This is a genomic window from Sphaerisporangium corydalis (genome assembly GCF_025506355.1).
Lineage (GTDB): Bacteria > Actinomycetota > Actinomycetes > Streptosporangiales > Streptosporangiaceae > Sphaerisporangium > Sphaerisporangium corydalis.
In genome coordinates, this window is record NZ_JANZYP010000040.1 from 45684 (window position 1) to 67295 (window position 21612).

Annotated in this window: 20 protein-coding genes and 1 pseudogene; 6 read left to right on the plus strand and 15 right to left on the minus strand. The window is 67.8% G+C overall.

Features of this window, described 5'->3' with window-relative positions; all coding sequences use genetic code 11:
• Positions 1-55: 55 nt before the first annotated feature.
• The 7 genes from NYZ98_RS25065 to NYZ98_RS25095 all read right to left on the minus strand — a co-directional run bounded on the left by NYZ98_RS25065 (position 56) and on the right by NYZ98_RS25095 (position 7879).
• Positions 56-604, minus strand: a complete 549-nt coding sequence (locus NYZ98_RS25065) for a DUF421 domain-containing protein (RefSeq protein ID WP_262845564.1) — start codon at positions 602-604, stop codon at positions 56-58.
• A 92-nt stretch (positions 605-696) separates the two neighbouring features.
• Positions 697-2091 (minus strand): NAD(P)/FAD-dependent oxidoreductase, encoded by a 1395-nt coding sequence (locus tag NYZ98_RS25070; RefSeq protein ID WP_262845620.1) that lies wholly within the window; start codon positions 2089-2091, stop codon positions 697-699.
• A 66-nt stretch (positions 2092-2157) separates the two neighbouring features.
• Entirely contained in the window at positions 2158-3021 is an 864-nt protein-coding gene (locus NYZ98_RS25075; RefSeq protein WP_262845566.1) for an ABC transporter permease, read from the minus strand.
• Positions 3018-3872, minus strand: coding sequence for an ABC transporter permease (locus tag NYZ98_RS25080; RefSeq protein WP_262845567.1), 855 nt, complete (start codon positions 3870-3872; stop codon positions 3018-3020). The genes NYZ98_RS25075 and NYZ98_RS25080 overlap by 4 nt, the downstream gene beginning before the upstream one ends.
• Before the next feature lie 4 nt (positions 3873-3876).
• On the minus strand, positions 3877-5139 hold the full coding sequence (locus NYZ98_RS25085; RefSeq protein WP_262845569.1) for a polyamine ABC transporter substrate-binding protein: 1263 nt from the start codon (positions 5137-5139) through the stop codon (positions 3877-3879).
• Positions 5140-5147: 8 nt separating this feature from the next.
• Positions 5148-6299: an ABC transporter ATP-binding protein gene (locus NYZ98_RS25090; RefSeq protein WP_262845572.1), complete on the minus strand. Its 1152-nt coding sequence runs from the start codon at positions 6297-6299 to the stop codon at positions 5148-5150.
• 146 nt (positions 6300-6445) lie between these two features.
• Positions 6446-7879 carry an aminobutyraldehyde dehydrogenase gene (locus NYZ98_RS25095; RefSeq protein WP_262845574.1) on the minus strand — a complete coding sequence of 478 codons (1434 nt, stop codon included), beginning with the start codon at positions 7877-7879 and terminating at the stop codon, positions 6446-6448.
• A 243-nt stretch (positions 7880-8122) separates the two neighbouring features.
• On the opposite strand from NYZ98_RS25095, the gene NYZ98_RS25100 reads away from it, so the two are divergent.
• Entirely contained in the window at positions 8123-8620 is a 498-nt protein-coding gene (locus NYZ98_RS25100; RefSeq protein WP_262845576.1) for an Lrp/AsnC family transcriptional regulator, read from the plus strand.
• A gap of 589 nt (positions 8621-9209) precedes the next feature.
• Here the strand turns inward: NYZ98_RS25100 and NYZ98_RS25105 are convergent.
• Positions 9210-9515 (minus strand): DivIVA domain-containing protein, encoded by a 306-nt coding sequence (locus tag NYZ98_RS25105; RefSeq protein ID WP_262845579.1) that lies wholly within the window; start codon positions 9513-9515, stop codon positions 9210-9212.
• A gap of 546 nt (positions 9516-10061) precedes the next feature.
• Positions 10062-10250, minus strand: a pseudogene (locus tag NYZ98_RS41580) (DivIVA domain-containing protein); the annotation flags it as partial.
• 274 nt (positions 10251-10524) lie between these two features.
• On the opposite strand from NYZ98_RS41580, the gene NYZ98_RS25110 reads away from it, so the two are divergent.
• Complete coding sequence (locus NYZ98_RS25110; protein ID WP_262845581.1) at positions 10525-11253, plus strand: ABC transporter ATP-binding protein; 729 nt, start codon at positions 10525-10527, stop codon at positions 11251-11253.
• A 52-nt stretch (positions 11254-11305) separates the two neighbouring features.
• Positions 11306-11989 carry a hypothetical protein gene (locus NYZ98_RS25115; protein WP_262845583.1) on the plus strand — a complete coding sequence of 228 codons (684 nt, stop codon included), beginning with the start codon at positions 11306-11308 and terminating at the stop codon, positions 11987-11989.
• Here NYZ98_RS25115 and NYZ98_RS25120 read toward each other — a convergent pair.
• Positions 11986-12615, minus strand: a complete 630-nt coding sequence (locus NYZ98_RS25120) for a TetR/AcrR family transcriptional regulator (RefSeq protein WP_262845584.1) — start codon at positions 12613-12615, stop codon at positions 11986-11988. The two genes, NYZ98_RS25115 and NYZ98_RS25120, sit on opposite strands and share 4 nt — an antisense overlap.
• Before the next feature lie 59 nt (positions 12616-12674).
• Entirely contained in the window at positions 12675-12968 is a 294-nt protein-coding gene (locus tag NYZ98_RS25125; protein ID WP_262845586.1) for a putative quinol monooxygenase, read from the minus strand.
• Between the two features lie 103 nt (positions 12969-13071).
• Between NYZ98_RS25125 and NYZ98_RS25130 the strand changes: the two genes are divergently transcribed.
• Positions 13072-13683: an NAD(P)-dependent oxidoreductase gene (locus NYZ98_RS25130; RefSeq protein ID WP_262845587.1), complete on the plus strand. Its 612-nt coding sequence runs from the start codon at positions 13072-13074 to the stop codon at positions 13681-13683.
• Between the two features lie 60 nt (positions 13684-13743).
• On the opposite strand, the gene NYZ98_RS25135 is transcribed toward NYZ98_RS25130, so the two are convergent.
• A complete protein-coding gene (locus NYZ98_RS25135) occupies positions 13744-14793 on the minus strand; it encodes an aldo/keto reductase (protein WP_316249603.1) in 1050 nt (349 codons plus the stop codon).
• Between the two features lie 687 nt (positions 14794-15480).
• On the opposite strand from NYZ98_RS25135, the gene NYZ98_RS25140 reads away from it, so the two are divergent.
• Positions 15481-17268, plus strand: a complete 1788-nt coding sequence (locus NYZ98_RS25140) for a hypothetical protein (RefSeq protein WP_262845588.1) — start codon at positions 15481-15483, stop codon at positions 17266-17268.
• 304 nt (positions 17269-17572) lie between these two features.
• Here NYZ98_RS25140 and NYZ98_RS25145 read toward each other — a convergent pair whose 3' ends face one another.
• The 3 genes from NYZ98_RS25145 to NYZ98_RS25155 form a co-directional block, all read right to left on the minus strand.
• A complete protein-coding gene (locus NYZ98_RS25145; protein ID WP_262845589.1) occupies positions 17573-18016 on the minus strand; it encodes a hypothetical protein in 444 nt (147 codons plus the stop codon).
• 83 nt (positions 18017-18099) lie between these two features.
• Positions 18100-19710, minus strand: coding sequence for a hypothetical protein (locus tag NYZ98_RS25150; protein WP_262845590.1), 1611 nt, complete (start codon positions 19708-19710; stop codon positions 18100-18102).
• A gap of 196 nt (positions 19711-19906) precedes the next feature.
• Positions 19907-20278, minus strand: a complete 372-nt coding sequence (locus NYZ98_RS25155) for a hypothetical protein (RefSeq protein WP_262845591.1) — start codon at positions 20276-20278, stop codon at positions 19907-19909.
• A gap of 605 nt (positions 20279-20883) precedes the next feature.
• Between NYZ98_RS25155 and NYZ98_RS25160 the strand changes: the two genes are divergently transcribed.
• Complete coding sequence (locus tag NYZ98_RS25160; protein WP_262845592.1) at positions 20884-21522, plus strand: ATP-binding protein; 639 nt, start codon at positions 20884-20886, stop codon at positions 21520-21522.
• Positions 21523-21612 lie beyond the last annotated feature (90 nt).

Below are 21612 nucleotides of genomic sequence, written 5' to 3' on the forward strand. Positions count from 1 at the left end.
GACGGCGGCGTCCGAAAGCCCAGTGCCCCCACGAGGGCCGGTCATGCCCCGGCGCTCAGTCCCGGCGTCCGCCCGGGGCCGCGAGGGAGACCAGCAGCGCGTCGATCGCGTCGAGCCGCCGGTTCAGCGCGGCGATGTCGTCCTTGTCGGCGCTCTGCTCCTCCGGCTTGAGGGTGAGCACCAGCTGGCCGGTCTCGGCCAGCTCGCCGATCGCGATCTCGGCCATGTCGTCGCCGTTCTGCATCCGGATCGCGTGTTCGAGCTGCTGGGGGTGGATCCCGAGGCGGCGCAGGTTCTCGGTCATGGGCCGCCCGTCCCGGATGACCACGGTCGAGGTGCCGTGCAGGATCCGCGAGACGCGTTCGTAGCGCACGGCCAGGTGGTTGAGCAGCTCGTTGGTCCCCACCAGGGCGACGGCCCCGACGACGCCCCCGAGGAGGCTGTTGTCGGAGCCGATCACGGCGTTCTGCACGACGTTGGAGAGCAGGAAGATCACCACGAAGTCGAAGGTGGTCATCCCGGCGAGGTCACGCTTGCCGACCAGCCGGAAGATCACCACGATCAGGGCGTACACCAGAATGGTGCGGATGAGCTTCTCGACCACAGGGATCTGAATCGTTAGCATATCGTGCCACACGGGATGCCTCCTCGTCGGGGCCGCGGAGCGGGGTCTCCGACGAGTCTCCTCCGGCGGCGCTAGGAGTCGAAGCCCAGCCCCAGCCGGTCCAGGGTCCGGAGCCACAGGTCGCGGCGTCCCTGGTGCGCGTCCGCCCGGGCGATCGACCGGCGGGTGAGCTGGATGACGCCCGACCTGACCGGCTCGGGCGGGAACGGCACCGGCTTCTCGCGCACCATCCGGAGCCCGGTGCGCTCGGTCGGCTCCCCCGACAGCAGGTCCAGCATCACGTCCGCGCCGAACCGCGTCGCCCCCACGCCCAGCCCGGTGTAGCCCACCGCGTAGGCCAGCCGTCCCTTGTGCGCCGTACCGAAGAACGCGCTGAACCGGCTGCAGGTGTCGATCACCCCGCCCCAGCGGTGGGTGAACCGCACGCCCGCGAGCTGCGGGAACGTCGCGTAGAAGTGCCGGGCCAGGGTCGTGAACGTGGCGTCCCGCTGCTCGTACTCCTCCTTGACCCGTCCCCCGTTGTGGTACACCGCGTCGTACCCGCCCCACAGGATCCTGTTGTCGTCGGTGAGCCGGTAGTAGTGGAACTGGTTGGCGCTGTCGCCGATGCCCTGCCGGTTGCGCCAGCCGATCGCGGCGAGTTGCCCGGCGGTCAGCGGCTCGGTCATCAGCGCGTAGTCGTACACCGGCACCAGATAGTTGCGCAGCCGGCCGAGCAGCGGCGGGAAGACCCCCGTCCCGAGGGCCACCCTGCCCGCGCGCACCGTGCCGTGCGGGGTGACCAGCTCCAGGGCCGCCCCGTCGCCGGTGATCGACCGTACGGGGGTGTGCTCGTGGACGCGCACGCCGAGCGACAGGCACGCCTCCCGCAGGCCCCACGCGAGCCGCGCCGGGTCGAGCATCGCGCAGCCGTCGCGGTCCCACTGGCCGCCGACGTACGTCGGCGAGTCCACCTCGGCGCGCACCTCCCCTGCGTCCAGCATCGTCAGGTCAAGGCCCAGCCGGCGGGCGACCTCGGTGTCCTCGGCCAGCCCGTCGAGCTGCCACGGCTCGGTGGCCACGTGCAGCTCGCCGGTGCGCTCGAACGAGCAGTCGATGCCGTACCGCGCGACCGTCCGCCCGATCTCGTCGAGGTTCTGGGCGCCGAACCGCACGAGCGTGGAGATCTCCGCGGGCCAGCGGGCCAGGCCGTTGCCGAGCCCGTGGGTGAGGCTGGCGGCGCAGAACCCGCCGTTGCGTCCCGACGCCGCCCAGCCGGCCCGCCGTGCCTCCAGCAGGACCACGTCCGCCGAAGGGTCGCGCTCCTTGGCCAGCAGGGCGGTCCACAGGCCGGTGAACCCGCCGCCGACCACCGCGAGGTCGGCCCGCGCCGGCCCCGGCAGCCGCTCCGACGGCTCGGGTCTCCCCGGCCGGTCCAGCCAGTACGGCTTACGCTCCGCGTCGGCCAGTGCTTTCAGCGGATCCACGAATTCCACGTCCCCACGAATCAGGTCTCGCCCGGTCTCCCCGGCCCGCGCCGGATGCCCCGCGCGTCAGGAGCGGCGCCGGGAGGTCAGCGTGTTGACCACGGCGATGGCCACGCCGACCGCGAAGATCAGCGTGCCGAGGATGTTGACCTGCGGCGGCACCCCGATGCGGACCGCGCCGTAGATCCACAGCGGGAAGGTGATCGTCGCGCCGCTGGTGAACTGGGTGATGACGAAGTCGTCGATCGACAGGGCGAAGGCGAGCAGCGCACCGGAGACGACGCCCGGCAGGATCATCGGGAACGTGACCCGCCAGAACGTGATCCACGTCGAGGCGCCGAGGTCGCGCGCGGCCTCCTCGATCGACCCGTCCAGGCCCACGACGCGCGCCCGCACGGTCACCGCGACGAACGACACCGAGAACAGCACGTGCGCGAGCACGATCGTCGTGTACCCGGTCTGCACGCCGAGGCTGATGAACAGCGACAGCAGCGAGGCGCCCATGACCAGCTCGGGCGAGGAGATCGCCGCGAACATCACCAGGTTGGTGGCGGCCTGGCCGCGGAAGCGGTAGCGGCCGAGCGCGATGCCCATCAGCGTGCCGAGCACGGTGGTGACCAGGGTGGCCAGCAGCGCGATGGAGATCGAGTTCGTCACGGCGGTGGTGAGGTCGGGGTAGTCGCCGAGCCGTCCCCACCACTTCAGCGTGAAGCCCTGCCAGCTCACGTTGGACTTGCTCTTGGTGTCGTTGAAGCCGAACGCGATCATGACCGCGATCGGGGCGAACAGCCACAGCAGGACCAGCCAGGTGTAGCCGAACAGCAGGCGGTCGCCCCACCGGACCCGCCTGCGGCGCAGCGGCCCGACCGAGGGCGTCACGGTGCCGGGGCCGGCCTCGGCCGGCGGCGCGGGACTGAGCGGCCCGCTCATCGCGCCGCCGCCTCGAGGACGTTCTCGGTGCCGAGGGCCTTCGCGTAGACGAAGATGCCGATGAGCATGGCCGCCATCAGCGTGAACGACAGCGCGGCGCCGGCCGGATAGTCGTTGTTCACGAGGTACTCCGTCTGGATGATGTTGCCGATCATCGTGTTGGACGGGCCGCCGAGGATGGAGGCGTTGACGTAGTCCGAGGTCATCGGGACGAACGTCATCAGCACCCCGGCGAACACGCCCGGCAGCGAGAGCGGGAGCACGATCTTGGTGAACGAGTCGCGGGCGGTGGAGTACAGGTCGTAGGACGCCTCGACGACCCGGGGGTCCACCCGCTCCAGCGCCACGTAGATCGGCAGGATCATGAACGGCAGGTAGTTGTAGGTGAGGCCGCCCACCACCGCCACCGTCGTCTGCAGCACGTGGAAGCCGGCCGGCACCAGGCCGAGGTCCTTCAGCGGCTGGAGCAGGATGCCGTCGTCGGCGAGCAGGAACTTCCACGAGACGGTCCGCAGCACGAACGACACGAAGAACGGCAGCAGCACCAGCAGCAGGTACGTCGACTTGCGCGCGCCGCCCTTGAACGCGATCCAGTAGGCCACCGGGTAGGCCAGCGCGATCGTCAGCAGCGTCCCCGCCAGGCCGTACCCGGCCGACCGCAGGAACTGCGTCTTGTACTCGACCAGCGCGTCGGTGAAGTTGGCCAGGTGGAAGGTCTGGACGAAGCCGTTCACGACATCGCCCTCCTGGGTGGAGACCGAGGCCATGAAGACCAGCGGCACCACCAGGAAGATCACCAGCCAGAGCCCGCCCGGCAGGATGAGAAGGTACGGCGCGATCTTGCGTCTCATGGTCCTAGCCTTGGGTGATCGGCTGGAAGATTCCTTCGAAGACCTTCTCCTCGGCGGACGTCAGCGTCTTGTAGGAGCGCAGCTTGGCCATGTCGGCCTCGGAGGGGTAGATCAGCGGGCTGCTCGCCATCAGCTCCAGCGACTTCTTCTCGTCACCGCTGGCCTTGTCGGCCTCGGCCTTGACCAGGGCCTGGGTGGCGGGCACCGGGGTGATGTAGGTGATGTACTTCGCCAGCGTGGCGGCGACCTCGGGCTGGTAGACGAAGTCCATCATGGCGAGCGCGTCGACCGGGTTCTGCGCGGTCTTCGGGATGCACATGTTGTCGGTCCAGATGTTGCCGCCCTCGTCGGGGACGACGAACTTCAGGTCCTGGCCCTCGGCGACCTGCTGGTAGATGTCCCCCGACCAGGCCATGCAGATCCAGATGTCACCGCGGACCAGCGCGTCCACGTAGTCGTTCTCATAGTATTTCCGGACGATTCCGGCGTCGCGCTGCTCCTGCAGCTTGACCCCGGCCTTCTCCCAGTCCGCCTGGACGGACTTGTCCGGGTCGATGCCCAGCAGGAACATCCCGAAGTTGGCGATCTCCTGGCTGTCGAGCAGCATCCCGACCTTGCCCTTGTACTTGGGGTTCCAGAGCTCCTTGATGCTCGTGACATCCCCGTCGATGTACTTCGGGTTGTACGCGATGCCCGTCAGGCCCGACTGCCACGGAACGGTGTAGGTGTTGTTCGGGTCGAACGTCGGGTTCTTGTAGCGGGCGCCCGCGTTGGCGGCGAAGTTCGGCAGCTTGGAGTGGTCGAGCTGGACCAGGTACCCGAGGGCGATGGCCCGGCCGAGCTGGATGCCGTTGGTCATGACCATCAGGTCGTAGCCGATGTCCTGGCCGGCGCTGAGCTGCGGCTGGATCTTGCCGAACCAGGTGGAGTTGTCCTGGATCGCCTCCTGGTAGGTCACCTTGATCCCGGTGTCCTTGGTGAACTTCTCCAGGGTCGGGTACTTCTTTCCCTCTTTGTCGATGTAGAGGGGCCAGTTGGCGAAGCGCAGCGTGCCGGTCTTCTTCTTGTCGGCCCAGTACCCTGCGGCGGCGCTCGCCTGCGGGGCCGCGACCTTCTTCCCCTGGACGCCGCAGGCGGCGAGGCCGAGAGCGGCGGCGGACAGGCCCGCCACGCGCAGGGCGTCGCGGCGGGTGATCGGGGAGCCGGTCCGCCCGCGACTCTGGGTCAGGCCACGCAGGAACGCGAGGTCACGAGGAGTGTTGGTCATGAGGTGGGTCAACTTCCTATCGCGTACGAGTGTTGCGGCTGCCACGACAGCCAGACCGAGTCACCGCGCTCGGCCGTGATGCTGCTGTCCCTGGCGTTCTGCTCGAAGACCGTGAACTCGGCACCGCCGGCGAGGTTCACGGCGTAGCTGTTGTAGGTGCCGAGGTAGACGACCTCGGCCACGGTGCCGCGCACGGCGCTGACGTCCGACGCCGGCTCCTCGTGCGAGATCCTGATCTTCTCCGGGCGCACGGTCACCTCGACCGCGCCCCCCTGCAGGGTGCCCTCGGCCACCGGGACCAGCACCCGGTCACGGTCACCGACCTTGATGATGGCCGTGCCGTCGTGGACGTCCTCCGCCGTGCCGCTCAGCAGGTTGGAGGTGCCGATGAACCCCGCGACGAACTTGCTCGCCGGGCGCTCGTAGATCTCCCTGGGCCCCGCGAGCTGCTCGACCAGGCCGTCGTTCATGACGGCGATGCGGTCGCTCATCGTGAGCGCCTCGTTCTGGTCGTGGGTGACGTAGACGAAGGTGATGCCGACCTCGCGCTGGATCCGCTTCAGCTCGATCTGCATCTGCTGGCGCAGCTTCAGGTCCAGCGCGCCGAGCGGCTCGTCCAGCAGCAGGGCCCTCGGGTTGTTGACCAGGGCGCGCGCCAGCGCGACCCGCTGCTGCTGGCCGCCCGACATCTCCCGAGGGCGGCGCTTCTCCCGGCCGGTGAGGTCGACGATCTCCAGCATCTCGCCGACCCGCCGCTTGATCTCCTCGTCGGGGACGCGCTTGCGCCGCAGCCCGAACGCCACGTTCTCCCAGACGTTCATGTGTGGGAACAGCGCGTAGGACTGGAAGACCATGTTCACGTCGCGCTTGTTCGGCGGGACGTCGGTGACGTCCTGACCGTGCAGCCGGACGGTGCCCCGGGTGGGATCCTCGAACCCGGCGATCATACGCATCGTGGTGGTCTTGCCGCACCCGGAGGGGCCGAGCATCGAGAAGAACTCGCCCTCGGTGATCGACAGGCTGACCCCCTTGACCGCCTGTACGACCTCGCCGTGCGCTAGGTATTCCTTGACGACCCCGTCGAGTTCGATGGCGGGCACCGGGGAGATGTCGGAAGCGGCCGCGGAGGCTGCCTCCTCGCCCGCCTGGATTTCGGTCATTCCAGGGCTATCCCTCTTCTATGTCGGCGATGGTGCGCCGATGTAGTGAGTGTCAGTTGCCGTGATGGTCGTTCGCCGATGTGCTTCGTGATCAGATGTCGTGATGGTCGTTCGCTGTGCCGGATGCTCGGGTGCTCGGGTGCCGGTCATTCACCGATGTAGTGCATGACGTGCTTGACCCGGGTGTAGTCGTGCAGCCCGAAGACCGACAGGTCCTTGCCGTAACCGGAGTGCTTGAAGCCGCCGTGCGGCATCTCCGACACGAACGGGATGTGGGTGTTCACCCAGACCACGCCGAAGTCCAGCCGCCGGGACATCCGCATCGCCCGGCCGTGGTCGGAGGTCCACACCGACGCCGACAGGCCGTACTGCACGTCGTTGGCCTTGGCGAGCGCGTCGGCCTCGTCGGAGAAGGTCTGCACGGTGATGACCGGCCCGAACACCTCGGTCTGGATCATCTCGTCGTCCTGCCGGAGGCCGTCTACGACGGTCGGCTCGAACACGAAGCCCTTCTCGCCGACGCGCTTCCCGCCGGTGACGATCTTCGCGTGGCCCGGGGTCCGCTCCAGGAAGCCCTCGACCCTGGCGAGCTGGTTCTCGTTGTTGAGCGGGCCGTAGTAGGCGTCCTCGGTGTCCAGGCCGCCGGTCGCGGTGGCCGCCGCCGCCTCGGCGAGCGCCGCCACGAACGGCTCGTGGATGCTCTCGTGGACGAGGACCCGGCAGGCCGCGGTGCAGTCCTGCCCCGCGTTGTACAGGCCGGCCCCGGCGATCGCCCCGGCCACGGCGCCGATGTTCTTGACGTCGTCGAACACGACGACGGGGGCCTTGCCGCCCAGCTCAAGGTGGACCCGCTTGAGGTCCTCGGCCGCGGACTTGGCGACCTGGACGCCCGCGCCCACCGAACCGGTGATCGCGACCATCGAGGCGGTGGGGTGGGCGACGACGGTGGCGCCGGTCTCCCGGTCGCCGACGACGACGTTGAACACGCCCGCCGGAAGAATCGTGCCCATGATCTCGGCCAGCTTCACGGTCGAGACCGGAGTGGTGTCGGAGGGCTTGAGCACGACCGTGTTGCCCGCGGCCAGCGCCGGCGCGCACTTCCAGATCGCCATCATCAGCGGGTAGTTCCACGGGGTGACCTGCCCCACGACGCCGATCGGCTCGTGCCGGATCACCGAGGTGTGGTCGGCGAGGAACTCGCCGGAGGTCGGGCCCTCAAGGGTCCGCGCGGCACCCGCGAAGAAGCGGAAGTGGTCGGCGGCCGGCGGGATCTCGTCCTCGGCCATGCGCGCCCGGGGCTTGCCCGTGTTCAGGCACTCCGCCTCGACAAGCTCCTCGGCCCGTGCTTCGATGGCATCAGCGATCTTCAGCAGGTAGCCGGCCCGCTCGGCCGGCGTCGTCTGACCCCACGAGTCGAACGCCGCCGCCGCGGCGGCGTAGGCCGCGTCGACGTCCTCCTGCCCGGAGACCGGTGCCTGGAGGTAGACCTCCCCTGTGCTCGGATCGATCACATCGGAGAACCGGCCGCTCCTGGCGTCCGCGAGTTCTCCGTTGATGAAGTTCTGCAGACGGGTGGTCAACGTTGACCTCCTCGTGAGGTGGGCTGAGTTGTCGCGACTCTGACAGAGGTCAGACGGGACGACAAGGGATTTCGTCGCGAATATATCAAATTGCTACGAAATCGCTTGACAGAGGACAATGAGCTGACAACATGTCGCACCAGGACGGCAACATGGCGGGAACGGCGCCGTAACGATATTGCGGTAGCCGACGGGGTGCCAGGTCTGCGCGAGCCGGCGGGGTGCCAGGGAGGACGCGGGCAGATGACGACGCCGCCGAAGGCGCGACGGGACAACAACGACGCCAGGCCGGGTCCGGTGGTCCTCGACGAGATCTCCAAGCAGATCATCGAGGAACTGCAGGCGGACGGCCGCAAGCCGTACGCCGCGATCGGCAAGGCCGTAGGACTGTCGGAGGCGGCGGTCCGCCAGCGGGTCCAGCGCCTGCTCGACGCCGGCGTCATGCAGATCGTCGCCGTGACCGACCCCCTCACCCTGGGCTTTCCCCGCCAGGCGATGATCGGCATCAAGTGCGAGGGCGACCTGGAGACGGTCGCCGACAAGCTGTCGTCCATCGACGAGATCGACTACGTCGTGCTCACGGCGGGTTCGCTCGACATCATGGTGGAGGTCGTCTGCGAAGGCGACAACCACCTCCTGGAGATCCTCGGCAAGATCCGCGCCATCCCCACGGTCCGCGCCACCGAGACCTTCGTCTACCTCAAACTCCGCAAACAAACCTACTCCTGGGGCACCCGCTAACCCCCACCCCTCCCCCCTCACCCCCCGGCCCGAAAGGTCCTCGCCTTCGGCTCGGGCAGTATTACCAAGGCCTCCCGGCCCTACCGCCCTACCGGCCGTACCGGCCCACCCAGCTTTCGACACTGCCTGACCCGCTGACCCGCACCAGAGCCGCGCGGTCGTATCCTCCGCCGCTGCTGTGCTCCTCCACTCCGCAACCCGCACGGCCGCACCCTCGGCCGCTGCTGTCCTCATGCACCCCCGGGCGCCGACGCGGCGGGACGGTGCACGGCGAATCCGGCGCCCTGTACGGCGCCAAGCCAGGCCGAATACGGCGCCAAGCCAGGCCGAAAGGTCCTCGCCTTCGGCTCGGGCTGTAATACCAAGGCCTCCCGGCCCTACCGACCCACCCAGCTTTCGACACTGCCTGACCCGCTGACCCGCACCAGAGCCGCGCGGTCGTATCCTCCGCCGGTGCTGTGCTCAGCTACCGGGCGCCGACGCGGCGGGACAGTGTACGGCGAACTCGGCGCCCTTTACGGCGCCCAAGTGTCCGCCGAGCCCTTCCCAGCACTCATTGGGCCGTTATGTAGGGCGGCCAATGGCTGGGTCAGGCGGGTTGTCCCTGTTCCATGGAGGCGCGGCGGTCCAGGACGTCGGCGATCTCGGCGAGGAAGGCGTCCACCTGGGCCACCGCGTAGCCCGTTTTGAAGACCACGGTGGAGAAAGTCGCGGTCCTGACCTGTTCGGCGGTGAGCGGATGGTCGGTCGTCCCGCGCAGGGTCGCCACGATGCGGTCGAGGAAGACGTCGACCTCGTCCTCGTTGTAACCGGCCCCCAGCCGTCCAGGACGAAAGAGCACCCGCTCGACCCGCGCCGCCTGGGACTCCAGCCAGACCGCTCTGACCGTCTCCACCTCCACGACCTGCGGACTCTCCCTCGAACCCGATCCCGAGGCCGCTACCGAACCCGATCCCGCTACCAAGCCCGATCCCGATCCCGGATTCGGACCCGCCCCCGGATTCACACCAAAACCCGGACCCGGACCGGACACCGTGCCCGCACCGAATCCCGTACCCCCGCCAGACTCCGTACCCGCGCCAGACCCGGCACCCACACCGGACCCCGTACCCGCACCGGACCCCGTACCCGCACCGGACCCCGTACCCGGACCAGACGCACCCCGACCAGACGTACCCGGACCAGACCCCGAGCCCCCAGGAACCTCCGAACCCGCCCCAGCCCCCTCGGCCCCCTTCTCCGACAGGCCCGGCATCGTCGGTGCGTCGTCGTCCTCCGGTCGCACGTCCGACAGCCCGGGGAACAGCTGCGCGTTCTCCACCTCGTCCACCGCCGCTACCGACGAAACAGAGGAGATATTCGGAATATGCGAAATATCCGATAGATCCGGCACCTGGCGACCGCGCGTCTCCACGGCCACCACGAAAGCGTCCAGCGCATAGTCGACGGCGACCTCGTGGTACCCGCCCAATTTCGTGTCGAAGCGCGCCATCCGAATCTCGTCGGCCGTCACCGGAGCCCCGTCCAGCGAACCCCGCCCGAGAGTAGCCTCGATACGCAGGATCAGCGCGTCGACCTGGTCGGGGTCGTAGCCTGTCCGCACCCCCAGAACTCGTGGAAAGCGGTTCACACCCAGTCCTCCCGGTTCACGTGACGCGCTGAGTTCCCTTCTTTACCATTCTGGGGGGGATGACATGGGGAAATCCAGGCAGTTAGCCGACGGCCGCGTACCGTAGAACCCACGTCACAGGACGCGACGGACCCCCGGAAACCGCCTCGGCCGGAGCCGACGACCAGGTCACACGTCTATACCGGCCAGATGACGAACCCGTCCGGAGGCGTGATCAGGCATCTCCCTCCGGCGGGGAGGCTTCGGGCGATCAGTGCCGGTAGGCTTCCGAATCATGCGGCTCGCGAACCTCTCCTTCCGCTACGCCCGCCGCGCCCCCTGGGTCCTGCACGACGTGGACCTCGACCTGCCTCCTGGCACGATCGCCGAGGTCACGGGACGCAACGGCGCAGGCAAATCCACCCTCCTGAGACTGCTCGCGGGCACCGCGCGCCCCACCCGGGGCTCGATCACCGCCCGCCCCCCGGTCGTCGGGTACGCCCCCGAGATCTTCCCCGTGGCCCAGCCCTTCACGGTGACCGCCTACCTGTCCCACATGGCGGCCGTCCGCGGGATCCCGGCCACGACCATCGGGCCGTGGGCCGAACGCCTCGGCATGACCTCCCTCCTCGACGTGCCGCTCGGCGACCTGTCCAAGGGCAGCGCGCACAAGGTCGGCCTGGCGCAGGCGCTGCTCGCCCCGCCGGGCCTGCTGATCCTCGACGAGCCGTTCTCCGGCCTGGACGAGCAGACCCGTGCGGAACTCCCCGCCCTCGTCGACGAGGTCGCGGCGGCCGGAGGCATCGTGGTGGTCAGCGACCACCAGAACGGTCTCGCCGGGCATCCCGGCGTCACCCACCTGACCTTGGAGAACGGCACGGCGCACGCGTCCGGCGCCACCAGGCCCGCCACCTCCGGACAGTCGATCATCGAGATCCTGGTGGACACCGGCGACGCCGAGGCGGTGACCCAGAAGCTCCAGGCCGAGGGCTACGACGCCCGCCTCCAAGGAGAAGCCCCATGACCGCCCCCAGCCGCCCGAACCAGGCGGACCGGTCACGACCTGGAGTGACACCATGAGGCCCACGATGTCGCTGGCCCGGTTCAAGTTCGCCGGCTACCTGCGGTCCCACCGCGTCATCCAGCCGTTCGTGGGCCTGCTGGGCGTCATGATCATCCTGTACTCCATGCGGGTGCCGCTGGGACAGGAGCTGTCCTCCTACGCCGACTCAGCGGCGCTGCTCGTCCCGGTCTTCGCCTGGGCGGCCAGGGGCCTGCTCGACACCGAGCCGGACGTGCAGAGGCTGATCTCCAGCACGGCCGCCGGACGGCCGGGGCGCGAGGTGGCCGCGGGCCTCATCGCCGCGGCGGCCGTGAACATCGTCCTGGCCGCCCTCGCCCTCGCCATCCCGCTGATCATCGGATTCACCGCCATGCCCGGCGCTCCGGTCCTGCTGGGCGGGCTCGTCCTCCAGGTGTTCTCGCTGCTCACCGGAACCGCCCTCGGGGCGCTCGCCAGCCGTCCCATCCTGCGGGATCCCGCGACCTCGGCCCTCACGATGCTCGGCGCGTACGCGGCCATCCTGCTGGTCAGCCTCGTACCGATCACCTGGCTGACCGTCCCCGTGATCGCCTGGATGCGCGCGGCCCACACCCCGGCCTCCCTCAACCAATCCCTCGCCGGCCTGTCGGCGATCACGGTCTTCTGGTGCGCGGCGGCCCTCCTCGCCTACACCTACCTCCGCCGCACCCGCCCCTAAGCGGGCAACGAGGGCCGCACGCGGAGCCCATCGCAGACGACCGAGATCATGCGCTGCCGTGCGGCGTCGTCGAGGCCCTCGCGTTCACGGGCCAGGCAGCCGACGACCAGCGCCTTGACGTCGGCGGTGTCGACGTCCGGGCGTACCGCCCCGGCTTGCTGGGCCCTGGCGAGCAGGCAGTGCAGGACATTGCCGAAGTCCCGGTTCGCGGCCGACGCGGTGGCGTGGATGTCGAAGCCCGCGCTGCTGAGCGCGTCGCCGACCGAGTGGTCGGCCGCGCTTTCCTCCACCAGAACGGCGAAGAAGCTGAAGAACGCGGTGGCCGGGTCGTGGCCGGCGGCGAGTTCGTCGGCGCGCTGGACGAGCTGCCCGATGCGGTTGAGCACGACCGCCGCGAACAGCTCCTCCTTGGTGGGGAAGTGCCTGCTGAAGGTGCCGGTGCTGACGCCCGCCCGCCGGGCGATCTCGCGTACGGACACCGAGGCGCCGTGTTCGGCGAACGCGGCGAACGCGGCCTCGAGAAGCCGCGCCTGGTTGCGACGACCGTCGGCACGCTGGCGTCTGACCGGGCCGGCTGCGGCCCGGTCGTCCGTCGCGCCCGGTTCCGGGTGTGGTTCCTGTGCCATCAAGGTCGATCCTAGACAGCTGTTCACCCGTCGCTGTGCCTGGCGACGGGCGGGACGGACTACATCTGGACGGGCTGCGACCCGCTGATCTCATACCGCGCGATCTCCATGCCGAGCACGGCCGGGGTGGGACGCCCCGGCCGTGCCATCGTGGCCAGGTGGGCCGCGAGGTGGTCCTCGGACACCCACCGCTCGTACACGTTGACCCGGCCGGGCTCGACCGGATCAGCGGCCACCACGTAGTCAAGGCATCCAGGTTCGGCTCGCGCCTCCCGCACGGACGCCTCCAGGCCGGCGAGCAACGCGTGGCGGTGCTCCGGCTCGACGTAGCCCTTACCAGCGACGATCAACATGTTCGACCTCCGTTGTGCCGGTGTTCCACGACAAGATAACACTTAAACGGGACGCGTGTCCCGTATAGTTGGCCGCCTACCACCCCCGAGAGAAGGCGGCATCATGCGTCTCGCCATCTTTGGCGCCACCGGTCGCACCGGTCGCGTCGTCGTCGAGCGGGCCCTCCGGCGCGGACATCAGGTGACCGCGCTGAGCAGGGATCCAGCGGCGATCCCGCCCCGCGACCGGCTCCGCGTGATACCCGGTGACGTGCGTGACCTCGCGCCGGTCGCGCGGGCGATCGAGGACGCGGACGCGGTCGTCAGCACCCTCGGCAGGCGGCGGCGCGGACCGGCGATCTGCACGGAAGGAACTCGCACCATCCTGTCCGCGATGGCCACCGGCCGCCCACGCCGGCTCCTCGTGCTCACCAACTACGGCGTCGCCGAAAGCCGTCACCGCGGCCTGTACGTCGCCGCCTCGTGGCTGCTGGAGCGGTCGGTGCTCCGCGACAAAGAACACATGGAAGCCCTGATACGACCAAGTGCCACCGAGTGGACACTGGTCCGAGCGCCGATCCTGACCGACGGACGGCGTACCGGGGACTACCGCACCGGTACGGACCTGCGGCTGACCTTCACTTCTCATGTGTCCCGTGCGGACATCGCCGAGTTCATGCTGTCCGAACTCGAAGAACGCGCCTACCTGCGCCAAGGGGTCTCCATCACGTCCTGAAACACGGCTCCGGCTGCGCGACGCGTCCTCTCCCGCTTCGTCGCCGTCCCGCAGACGCCTTCAGTGATTCGCGTAGCCGGGGATGCCGGCCCTGATGCGCTCGAGTTCGCGTTCGTCGGAGATGCCCTGGAAGTCGTGGCGCGGTGTGTAGGGAGCCTCCAGGCGGCGGGCTTCATCGTCGGTGAGGTCGAGGTCGAGGGAGGCGACGGCGTCGTCGATCTGCCCGATGGTGCGGGCGCCGACGAGAGGGGCCGCGACGACGGGGTTGCGGCGCAGCCAGGCCAGGGCGACCTGGGCACGGGAGAGGCCGCGGTCCTCGGCGATGGCACCGACCGCGTCGATGATGAGCCGGTCGCTGTCGGCGTTGGCCTTGTAGAGCATGTCGGCGTAGCCGCCGTCGCTCGCCGCCCGCTCGCCGGCGTTGGCCTGGTCGAAGGGCCGGGCAAGCCGGCCGCGGGCCAGCGGGCTCCACACCATGGTCGCGACGCCCTCGTCGGCGCACAGGGGCAGCATCTCGCGCTCCTCCTCCCGCGCCACCAGGTTGTAGTGGTTCTGCATCGTGGCGAAACGGGCCCAGCCGTGACGTTCCTGCAGGTGGAGGGCTTTGGCGAACTGCCAGGCGTGCATGGACGAGGCGCCGAGGTAGCGGACCTTGCCGGCCTTGACCACGTCGTGCAGGGCCTCCAGGGTCTCCTCCAGCGGGGTGGCGCCGTCGAACCGGTGGATCATGTAGACGTCGACGTAGTCCGTGCCGAGGCGGCGCAGGCTGTGGTCGAGCTCGGTCATGATCGCCTTGCGGGACAGGCCTGCGCTGTTGGGGCTGCCCGGCCGCATGGGGTGCCGCAGCTTGGTGGTGATCACGACGTCGTCGCGGACGGCGAAGTCCTTCAGCGCACGGCCGAGGATCGCTTCGCTGGTGCCGTAGGAGTAGAGGTTGGCGGTGTCGAAGAAGTTGACGCCCGCTTCCAGGGCGTGCTTGATCAGGGGACGGCTGGCCTCCTCGTCGAGCGACCAGGCGGGGTGCCCCACGCCGGGCTCGCCATAGGTCATCGCGCCGATCGCGATCGGGGAGACGTCCAGGCCGGTACGACCGAGTTTGATGTAACGCACGGAAGGACTCCTGCCGGGAGAAGGTAACCTAACCGGAGAGTTGTCCGATTGGCCACTTCACGCTATCCGGAGACTTCTCCGCATAGCAAGTCATCGGCCCTTCCCGACCACCGAGGCGCCGATCCTGGCCGTCCACCATGCACGGCACCGGCCGTCTCGTCCCTGCCCGTAGTTCTGCTCGACCTGTCTATGGGGGGTCCTCGGTCCTGCTCACCTGCGGCGAGGTCCAGGTGGCGACGAGAGATCGAGCGAACCGGCTGCACAGACGGCCGCTTCGGCGACCTCGACCGACTCGTCCCCGACGGCTGGGGACATCTTCTCGAGCGAAGAGCCCTCCTCGGAATGTCCGCTCTGGACAACACCCACTCAGAACGCCCGCTTGAGGAATCTCCGACGCTCACCCGCGAAACGTGGGACTACCCTTTCGGCGTCATCCCAGGTCGGTGCGGGCGATCAATGGTGGATCCTTTCATCTCTCCGGGGGTCGTACGGGTTCCGGTCCGGCGCCATTATTGGTTCCGGCGCCTCTGCCCGGCGAACTTTCGCGGGAACGCGGGCAGGGGCGCCCTGCCTGGTATGGCGGTGCCATGCTCTATGGCCTCGTAAAACCTGCTTCCGCCGTGCCGCTCCGGCTACGATGCAATGGTTTCACCTCTGGAATCTCTACCCGCGAGGAGACCAGGGAAAATGGGGGAATTTGTCGGCATAAATCCGCAAGGCGCGCGTCTTCTGATAACCGCCATGGGCGACACCGCCCAGCGCGCCGCGGCATTGAAGCCGTATCTCTCCGCGTCGATCACCGACGCCGGAACCGACTGGCCCGCCGGTCCGTCGACCGAGGTCCTCGACCGGTGCCGGCAGTTCCTCACCGCCGCCCAACAGGATCTCACCTGGCGCGCGCAGGTCATCGAACGCATCGAAGGCGCGACGTCGAAGGGCGGGGTGAAGGGCGCCGAGTTCGCCTTCCCGAGCGCCCGATCCGCCCACGCCGCCGGGATCATCGCGGGCGACATCGTCAAGGCGGCCTGGTCCGCGTACGAAGCGGACCCGAGCCTGGTGAACTGGCGTGCCCTGCAGTCCGCCCTGGGTGATCGGAAGGGCAAGACCAGCGACCCTGAGTACGCGGCCGGTCTTCTCACCCAGATGGGCGCCTCGGCGTTCGCCGGCATCCTGCGGGCCGAAAGCGCCAAGAACCAGAACAACCGCAACGGCTACGCCCCGGCCGACCTGACCAGGGCGAAGAAGGACCTCGCCCCCCTGGCGGAGGCCTTCGCCTCAGCGGACTCGACCGGCAAGGCCCCCGCGGACCTCCGCGCCCGACTGCTCGACAAGACCCCGCTGGACGACCTCGCCGCCGTACTGGCCCTCGCTCCCCAGTCCACGGGATTCGTCGTCGCGGCCGGCACCCGGCTGGCCAAAGCCGCCGGCCACAAGAGCCCCGACCTGGACTGGAACACCCACTGGCTCGTCAAGTCCCTGACCCACGACCTCGCCGCCACCCAGCAACTCCTCGCCGACCCGGCCACCGCCGCACTCCTCCTCCGCCCCGAGGTCGTCAAGGGAACCGGCACCCCCGGCTTCGAAAAACTACTGGCCACCGCCCTCAACAAAGCCCTATCCCCCACCGCCGGCACCCCCACCCTCCGCCGCACCGCCTGGATAAACACCATAAAAACCCTCGGCGAGCAAGGCGCCTGGTCCTCCCTGACCCCCTCAATCTCCGAAAGAACCGGTCTCCCCATCCCATCCCCGGTAGGCCAGGTGCTCACCAGACATGTCCATCAGTACTTTTCAGAGCTGTCGGCCGTCTGGATGAACAGGGGCCCTAAGGCAAATACCACCGGCCCAGGATGGACGGGTCTCACGGCCGAGCAGGTGATCCGCTTCTTCGGCGGGATATTCCGTGACCCCGCAGCCCTGCCGGTACTGGAAAAGGACTACAAGGCTTTCGTCAGTGGCTTGGACCTGGGGAAGGGTAACCCCTTCGGCGACGCACCTACTTCTGCCGAGAGAGACACCCAGCGGGCCGTATTCATAAAAAACGCGAAAGAAGCCGGCGGAATCGCCTCGTTACTCATAGGCGGGCTTCACACAGCCGACCTGAGCGCGGAGGAAGCACGCGACCTGTACATCCAGCTCGCCATGTTCCCCCTTGACGTCATGGCCGGTGCGGTCGCCGATCGGATGGGAGCAGAGGTCCTACTCGCAGAGACCGCTGTCGGGAAAGCCGCAGACATAATCGTTAAGGGCCCCCTACAGGAAGTCATCAGCAACTTCTGGGATATGGCACCTCCAGGTGAGGCTTCCGACCTGACAGACCGACTACTCGCCGTTCAGACCGAAGCACTGAACGAGTCCCTGAGGGAGCATCGGATGACCACACTGAGTTCGTCCGACCAGGAGTACTTACAGTTCACGTTCAAAGGCATGCTGTACGACGCCCTACATGACGCGCTGCAGGAGAGGGGTGGATAGCCTTGATCAGCAATGCCGAACTGAAACGCCTGGCGGACGAAAAGGAGTTACTCGCCGGACGTTTCAGTAGCTACGCCAGGGAGCTGGGGTCACTATTCGACGACGTCAGGCTGGGCTCGATCGATGACGGCGAAGTATGGGCCGGCCCGGCCGCCCAGCGTTTCAACTCCGAACTCCACCAGCGGCGCGCCGACGTAAGCAGGCTAATCGAGCAATGTCTGACCGCCGCCCAGAATCTACGACACCGAGCACAGGAAATGAGGCGGCAGGCCGAATCAGCTCCGTAACGATCAGATGAGTCTAATCAGGATAGGCAGTCGGTCTTGCCTATAATGGTGATATTGGGTGCGATCACCTGGGCAGTGACCATGAACTGGATTCCTGGGTCTATTTTTCGCAACACCCGTACACTGCGCTCTGCTTGACTGTTGTCCGCTGCCGCATCCTGCTCATAGCCTCTCTTACGTAGCTCCGCATCCAGTGTGAGCGAAGCGAGTTCAGGAGACATGGAAGGGAAGAGTTTACTGTCCGGGAAACTGCCACTAATCATATAGATGCTGCGCCTTGTACCCTCCTGGCAATCACTCCGATCGTCCTTGCGAACAGCACTTTTGTTGTGGATGTAGCCAAGCCGACTCAGGGCGGCACCGTCCTCATCCAAAACGCGGGCGGCATCAGCGAGCCTCGGCCCACTGCCACATGCCGACAGGAGGAGCAGCGCTAGGACGCACTGGACAACAGGTCGCATTCTCACGACTCTACTGATCGTTTAACCCAACGGGGAGGTCTACAGCCGTGACCATGACGGGGTCGCGGCCCGAAGGTAGGACGTCACACCGAGGGGCTTGCCGAAAGCCCTAAAGCCTGAAGCTGGTCGTCCAGATCTCGGACGTACGTGTTTGTGGCCCATGGTTGAAGCAGTCGCCGTGTCGCACGAAGGCTGTGGACGAGGCGCATGGATGAGTGCCGGGCGGTGATCGAAGCCGCCTCACCCAACTGGCTTGCCGCGCCAGCGATTTCCCGCTTCTGGATCAGGGCAGTGGCAACATCGATAAGGACAAATCCACGCTGCCGCCCGAAAGACGGTTCTACCTCCCGTAACACCTGTTCTCCGACATACACGGCCTGGTCCGAGTGCTTGAGCATGACCAGGCAGTAGAGGGAGTGACGCTGAACCCGTGAGGGCGTGCACCAGTACAAGTGGGATGGGTCAACCTCGGTGGGACCGTCCCCGGCCCTGTCGCAAGCGTGGTCCAGCGCGCGGAGACTGGCGGATGCGTTTCCCGCCTCCGCAAGAGTACGAGCCAGGGCGACCGAGGTGGCCGCATGCTGAAGTCGACTATTGCTTTCTTTGACCCAACCCTGCGCGGCATACGCGTGATCCAGTGCTTTGGACCATCTCCCCTGGTAACTGGCAGCATCAGCCAGGAGACCGTGTATGTGGGCCAGCAAGGTGGGGTTGCCGAGTTCGTGGGCGGCTTCCAGGCCTTCGGTGTAGCGGCGGACGGCTCCTGGGTAGTCGAGGAGGTCGAAGTGCAGCCAGCCGCCCAGGTGGCTGAGGCTCCAGTAGGCGGTTGTGAGGCGGTCGCGGAGGGTTGGGGAGAGGGAATAGCTTTTGAGCAGGCGGGACACCAGGTCGCGTTGGGTGTCGGCCATGTGGATCAGCGTTGCGGGGCCGTGGGTTTCGTCCAGGCGCCAGCAGTGGGCGATCAGTTTCTCCAGGCTCGTGACGGTCACGGCGTCGACGCGCCCCGGGGTGCGCAACGCTTGGGCGAGCCGCACCCCCTCGTCCGGAGCCAGATGACGCAGCAAGCTGAGGGCGGGCGGGCCGCCGAGGGCCAGGGCCAGTTCGAAGAGCAACTCGCGTCGACGCACGTCGGCCTCCTCGGCGCTGAGCGCGCGGAGCACCTCAGCGCAGTCTCCGGGAGACAGCCCATACGGCGCGTCCGAGGTTCGCGTCGTCCGTCTTCCGGCCGTCGTGTCCATGCTCGCATGGGCTTCGCCGGCCGCGAGGCGGGTGTGATGGCTGAGCCGGCAGGGGTCGAGGTGGCGGTAGTCGGTCGCGTTCAAGGCCTGCCGGTCGACAGGGCCGTACGTGGCGTACTCGTCGTCGCCGACCAGATTGCGGGCAGTGGTCTGGTAGATGCGGGCCAGTGTGGTCAGGGCGCGGACGGGCGGCTTGCGGCCGGCCCCTGGATGGATCTCGTAGTCGTACAGGCGGGCGTCGCGCAGGCTGGCGGCCCCGGCAGGGTCGAGGTCGTTGAACGCGTTGACGACGTCGGCGACGGTGCGGCCGTGCGCGAAGCGGTAGAGCCTCAGCGGGCTCACCTGGTGATCCAGCGCGAGCACGTCGGCGATCTGGTCGTAGGTGAACCCCTTGGCTCGCAGGACGTCGGCCCGCCGCCGCGCCCCGAGCAGGATGCGGTACCCCTCACCAGTCATGATCGACATCCTCTCTTTGCTTGGCTCCACCAGCAGGAACCACTGAACAGGCTACGGATCGTCACCGACAGTTTCAGGTCGATCACTTTGAGCAGAGGGAGACCTCGCTCTCGGCGGTGAGCGGGCTCTGAGGTCCGCCGTGGGCGGGTGCGGCCGTCCGGGATCATCGGGCGGTCTGGGCCTTCGAGATCATGGATCACGGCAGTCGCACGACCTTTGGCGTCCCGTCCGGGAGACAGTCCGACCTGCCGCTGTAGACGATGTTCGGGGCGGTCGACCTCGTGACCAGCATGAAGGTGATGCCGGGGACCTCCTTGCGCCAGGCCGTGACGACGAGCCCATCCTGCGTGGACCCGAAGCCGCCGTCTCGCTTGTACGCCAGCCCAATGAGCATGAGCTCGTACTCGATGCCCCGCTCCGAAGTGGCCTGCGTAGGGGCGTGTTCGAAGTCGGCGGCGACCTCGAACGAGCGGCGGGCCGTGCCCTCGGGGCAACCGGTCTTGTCGTCGCCTTCCTTGCCCGTGAGGTCGGTGACCTTCTTGTTCTTCACGTAAGGCAGCTTCGCCACCTCCCTGCCGTCCTTGGCCAGTACGCGGGCGGCCTCGTCGAGAGTGGGGCCACCGCATGCTGCGGCTGGACAGAGCAGAAAAGCGCATATTCCCGCACGTAACACGCTCACCGCTCGCGTCCACCCGCCGACCGCGAAATGGCAGGGAGCGCCTGCATTTCTCATCGCACTCCTTCCGTTCACCCGCTCGGCCATGGAGACCATGATCGGGCGAGTCCGAATCTTCGAACGGATTGTACGCACACGATCACCAATTGAAGTGGCGTATTCGCGGACTACGATTCGGCGCTGTGCGCGGCATCCTGCCGGCGGCCCGCGTTTATTCTCGACACAATCCCCCGTGTGGAATGCGGAATCCTCCAGTTGCTCATTTAGGGCAAATACTCGCGCGCTTCTGCCTGGGCGGAGGTGGGCGGTTGGTGGATCGTGCCGGGCCAGGAGGCGGGATTCCGGAGGCCTTGGGGCGGCGTACGCGCATGCCCGGAGGTCCGGGGAGGTGAGCGGTTCCCGGTGCGGTACTGGGGGCGGTCGACGGCATCGCCTGCGGTCACAGTGCTGCACGGTGCGGGATCGGCCCGCCATGCGATCCAGAGGAGGTGGCCCACGTGGCCGACCGGACCATCGACGCCTATGTGAAGCACGGCGGCCGGGCCGTGACCCAGCCGCCGGATTCCGAGGCGGGCGAGCCTGTGGTGGAGTCAGGTGCCGAGGGGATCGCCGATTTTCGGGGACCGATCGGCAGTCATGAGTGCTTGGCCGGCGGGATGGTGTGGCGCCGGGCATTTCCCGGCCGCGTCGAGCAGGCGTCCAGGGCCAGATTCTTGGTGAGGTGCCTTCTTGAGGACACGCGGTGGAACGACGACGCGGAGTTCGTCACGGCCGAGCTGGTCAACAATGCCCTACTGCATACGAGGTCGGGCGGGAGCGGCGGGTATTTCGTCGTGGAGCTGATCCGGGGTCCGGAGAGCGTGCGCGTCGGGGTGTACGACCTGGGTGGCGGCGGCACGCCGAACGTCACTGGATCGATCGAAGAGATCGAGCCTGGTTCGGCGGACGTCACCGGAGCGAGCGATCTGTCCTCTTCTTCGGGGGGCAGTCAGGACGTTCAGGTGGGCGCCGATTGGGAGCTGCCCGAGGACGGTCGAGGGCTGGTCACCGTGCGTCGGCTCGTCTCCAGGGTCGGTTGCGAAGGCGATCCGGCCACCGGGCATCTGGTGTGGGCGCTTTTCACCGGTGCCGTATGACGATCGTCGTGACCGTGGCGACGGTTCCCACCATTTCCCGATTCATACCCAAGGGGATAGTCGGCATTACATGTATATCCGTATTTGACC

Coding starts and splice junctions, on each gene's coding strand:
- NYZ98_RS25075 (WP_262845566.1), bottom strand. CDS start 3,021: ATGAGCGGGCCGCTCAGTCCCGCGCCGCCGGCCGAGGCCGGCCCCGGC.
- NYZ98_RS25080 (WP_262845567.1), bottom strand. CDS start 3,872: ATGAGACGCAAGATCGCGCCGTACCTTCTCATCCTGCCGGGCGGGCTC.
- NYZ98_RS25085 (WP_262845569.1), bottom strand. CDS start 5,139: ATGACCAACACTCCTCGTGACCTCGCGTTCCTGCGTGGCCTGACCCAG.
- NYZ98_RS25090 (WP_262845572.1), bottom strand. CDS start 6,299: ATGACCGAAATCCAGGCGGGCGAGGAGGCAGCCTCCGCGGCCGCTTCC.
- NYZ98_RS25100 (WP_262845576.1), top strand. CDS start 8,123: ATGACGACGCCGCCGAAGGCGCGACGGGACAACAACGACGCCAGGCCG.
- NYZ98_RS25110 (WP_262845581.1), top strand. CDS start 10,525: ATGCGGCTCGCGAACCTCTCCTTCCGCTACGCCCGCCGCGCCCCCTGG.
- NYZ98_RS25115 (WP_262845583.1), top strand. CDS start 11,306: ATGAGGCCCACGATGTCGCTGGCCCGGTTCAAGTTCGCCGGCTACCTG.
- NYZ98_RS25120 (WP_262845584.1), bottom strand. CDS start 12,615: ATGGCACAGGAACCACACCCGGAACCGGGCGCGACGGACGACCGGGCC.
- NYZ98_RS25125 (WP_262845586.1), bottom strand. CDS start 12,968: ATGTTGATCGTCGCTGGTAAGGGCTACGTCGAGCCGGAGCACCGCCAC.
- NYZ98_RS25130 (WP_262845587.1), top strand. CDS start 13,072: ATGCGTCTCGCCATCTTTGGCGCCACCGGTCGCACCGGTCGCGTCGTC.
- NYZ98_RS25140 (WP_262845588.1), top strand. CDS start 15,481: ATGGGGGAATTTGTCGGCATAAATCCGCAAGGCGCGCGTCTTCTGATA.
- NYZ98_RS25145 (WP_262845589.1), bottom strand. CDS start 18,016: ATGCGACCTGTTGTCCAGTGCGTCCTAGCGCTGCTCCTCCTGTCGGCA.
- NYZ98_RS25150 (WP_262845590.1), bottom strand. CDS start 19,710: ATGACTGGTGAGGGGTACCGCATCCTGCTCGGGGCGCGGCGGCGGGCC.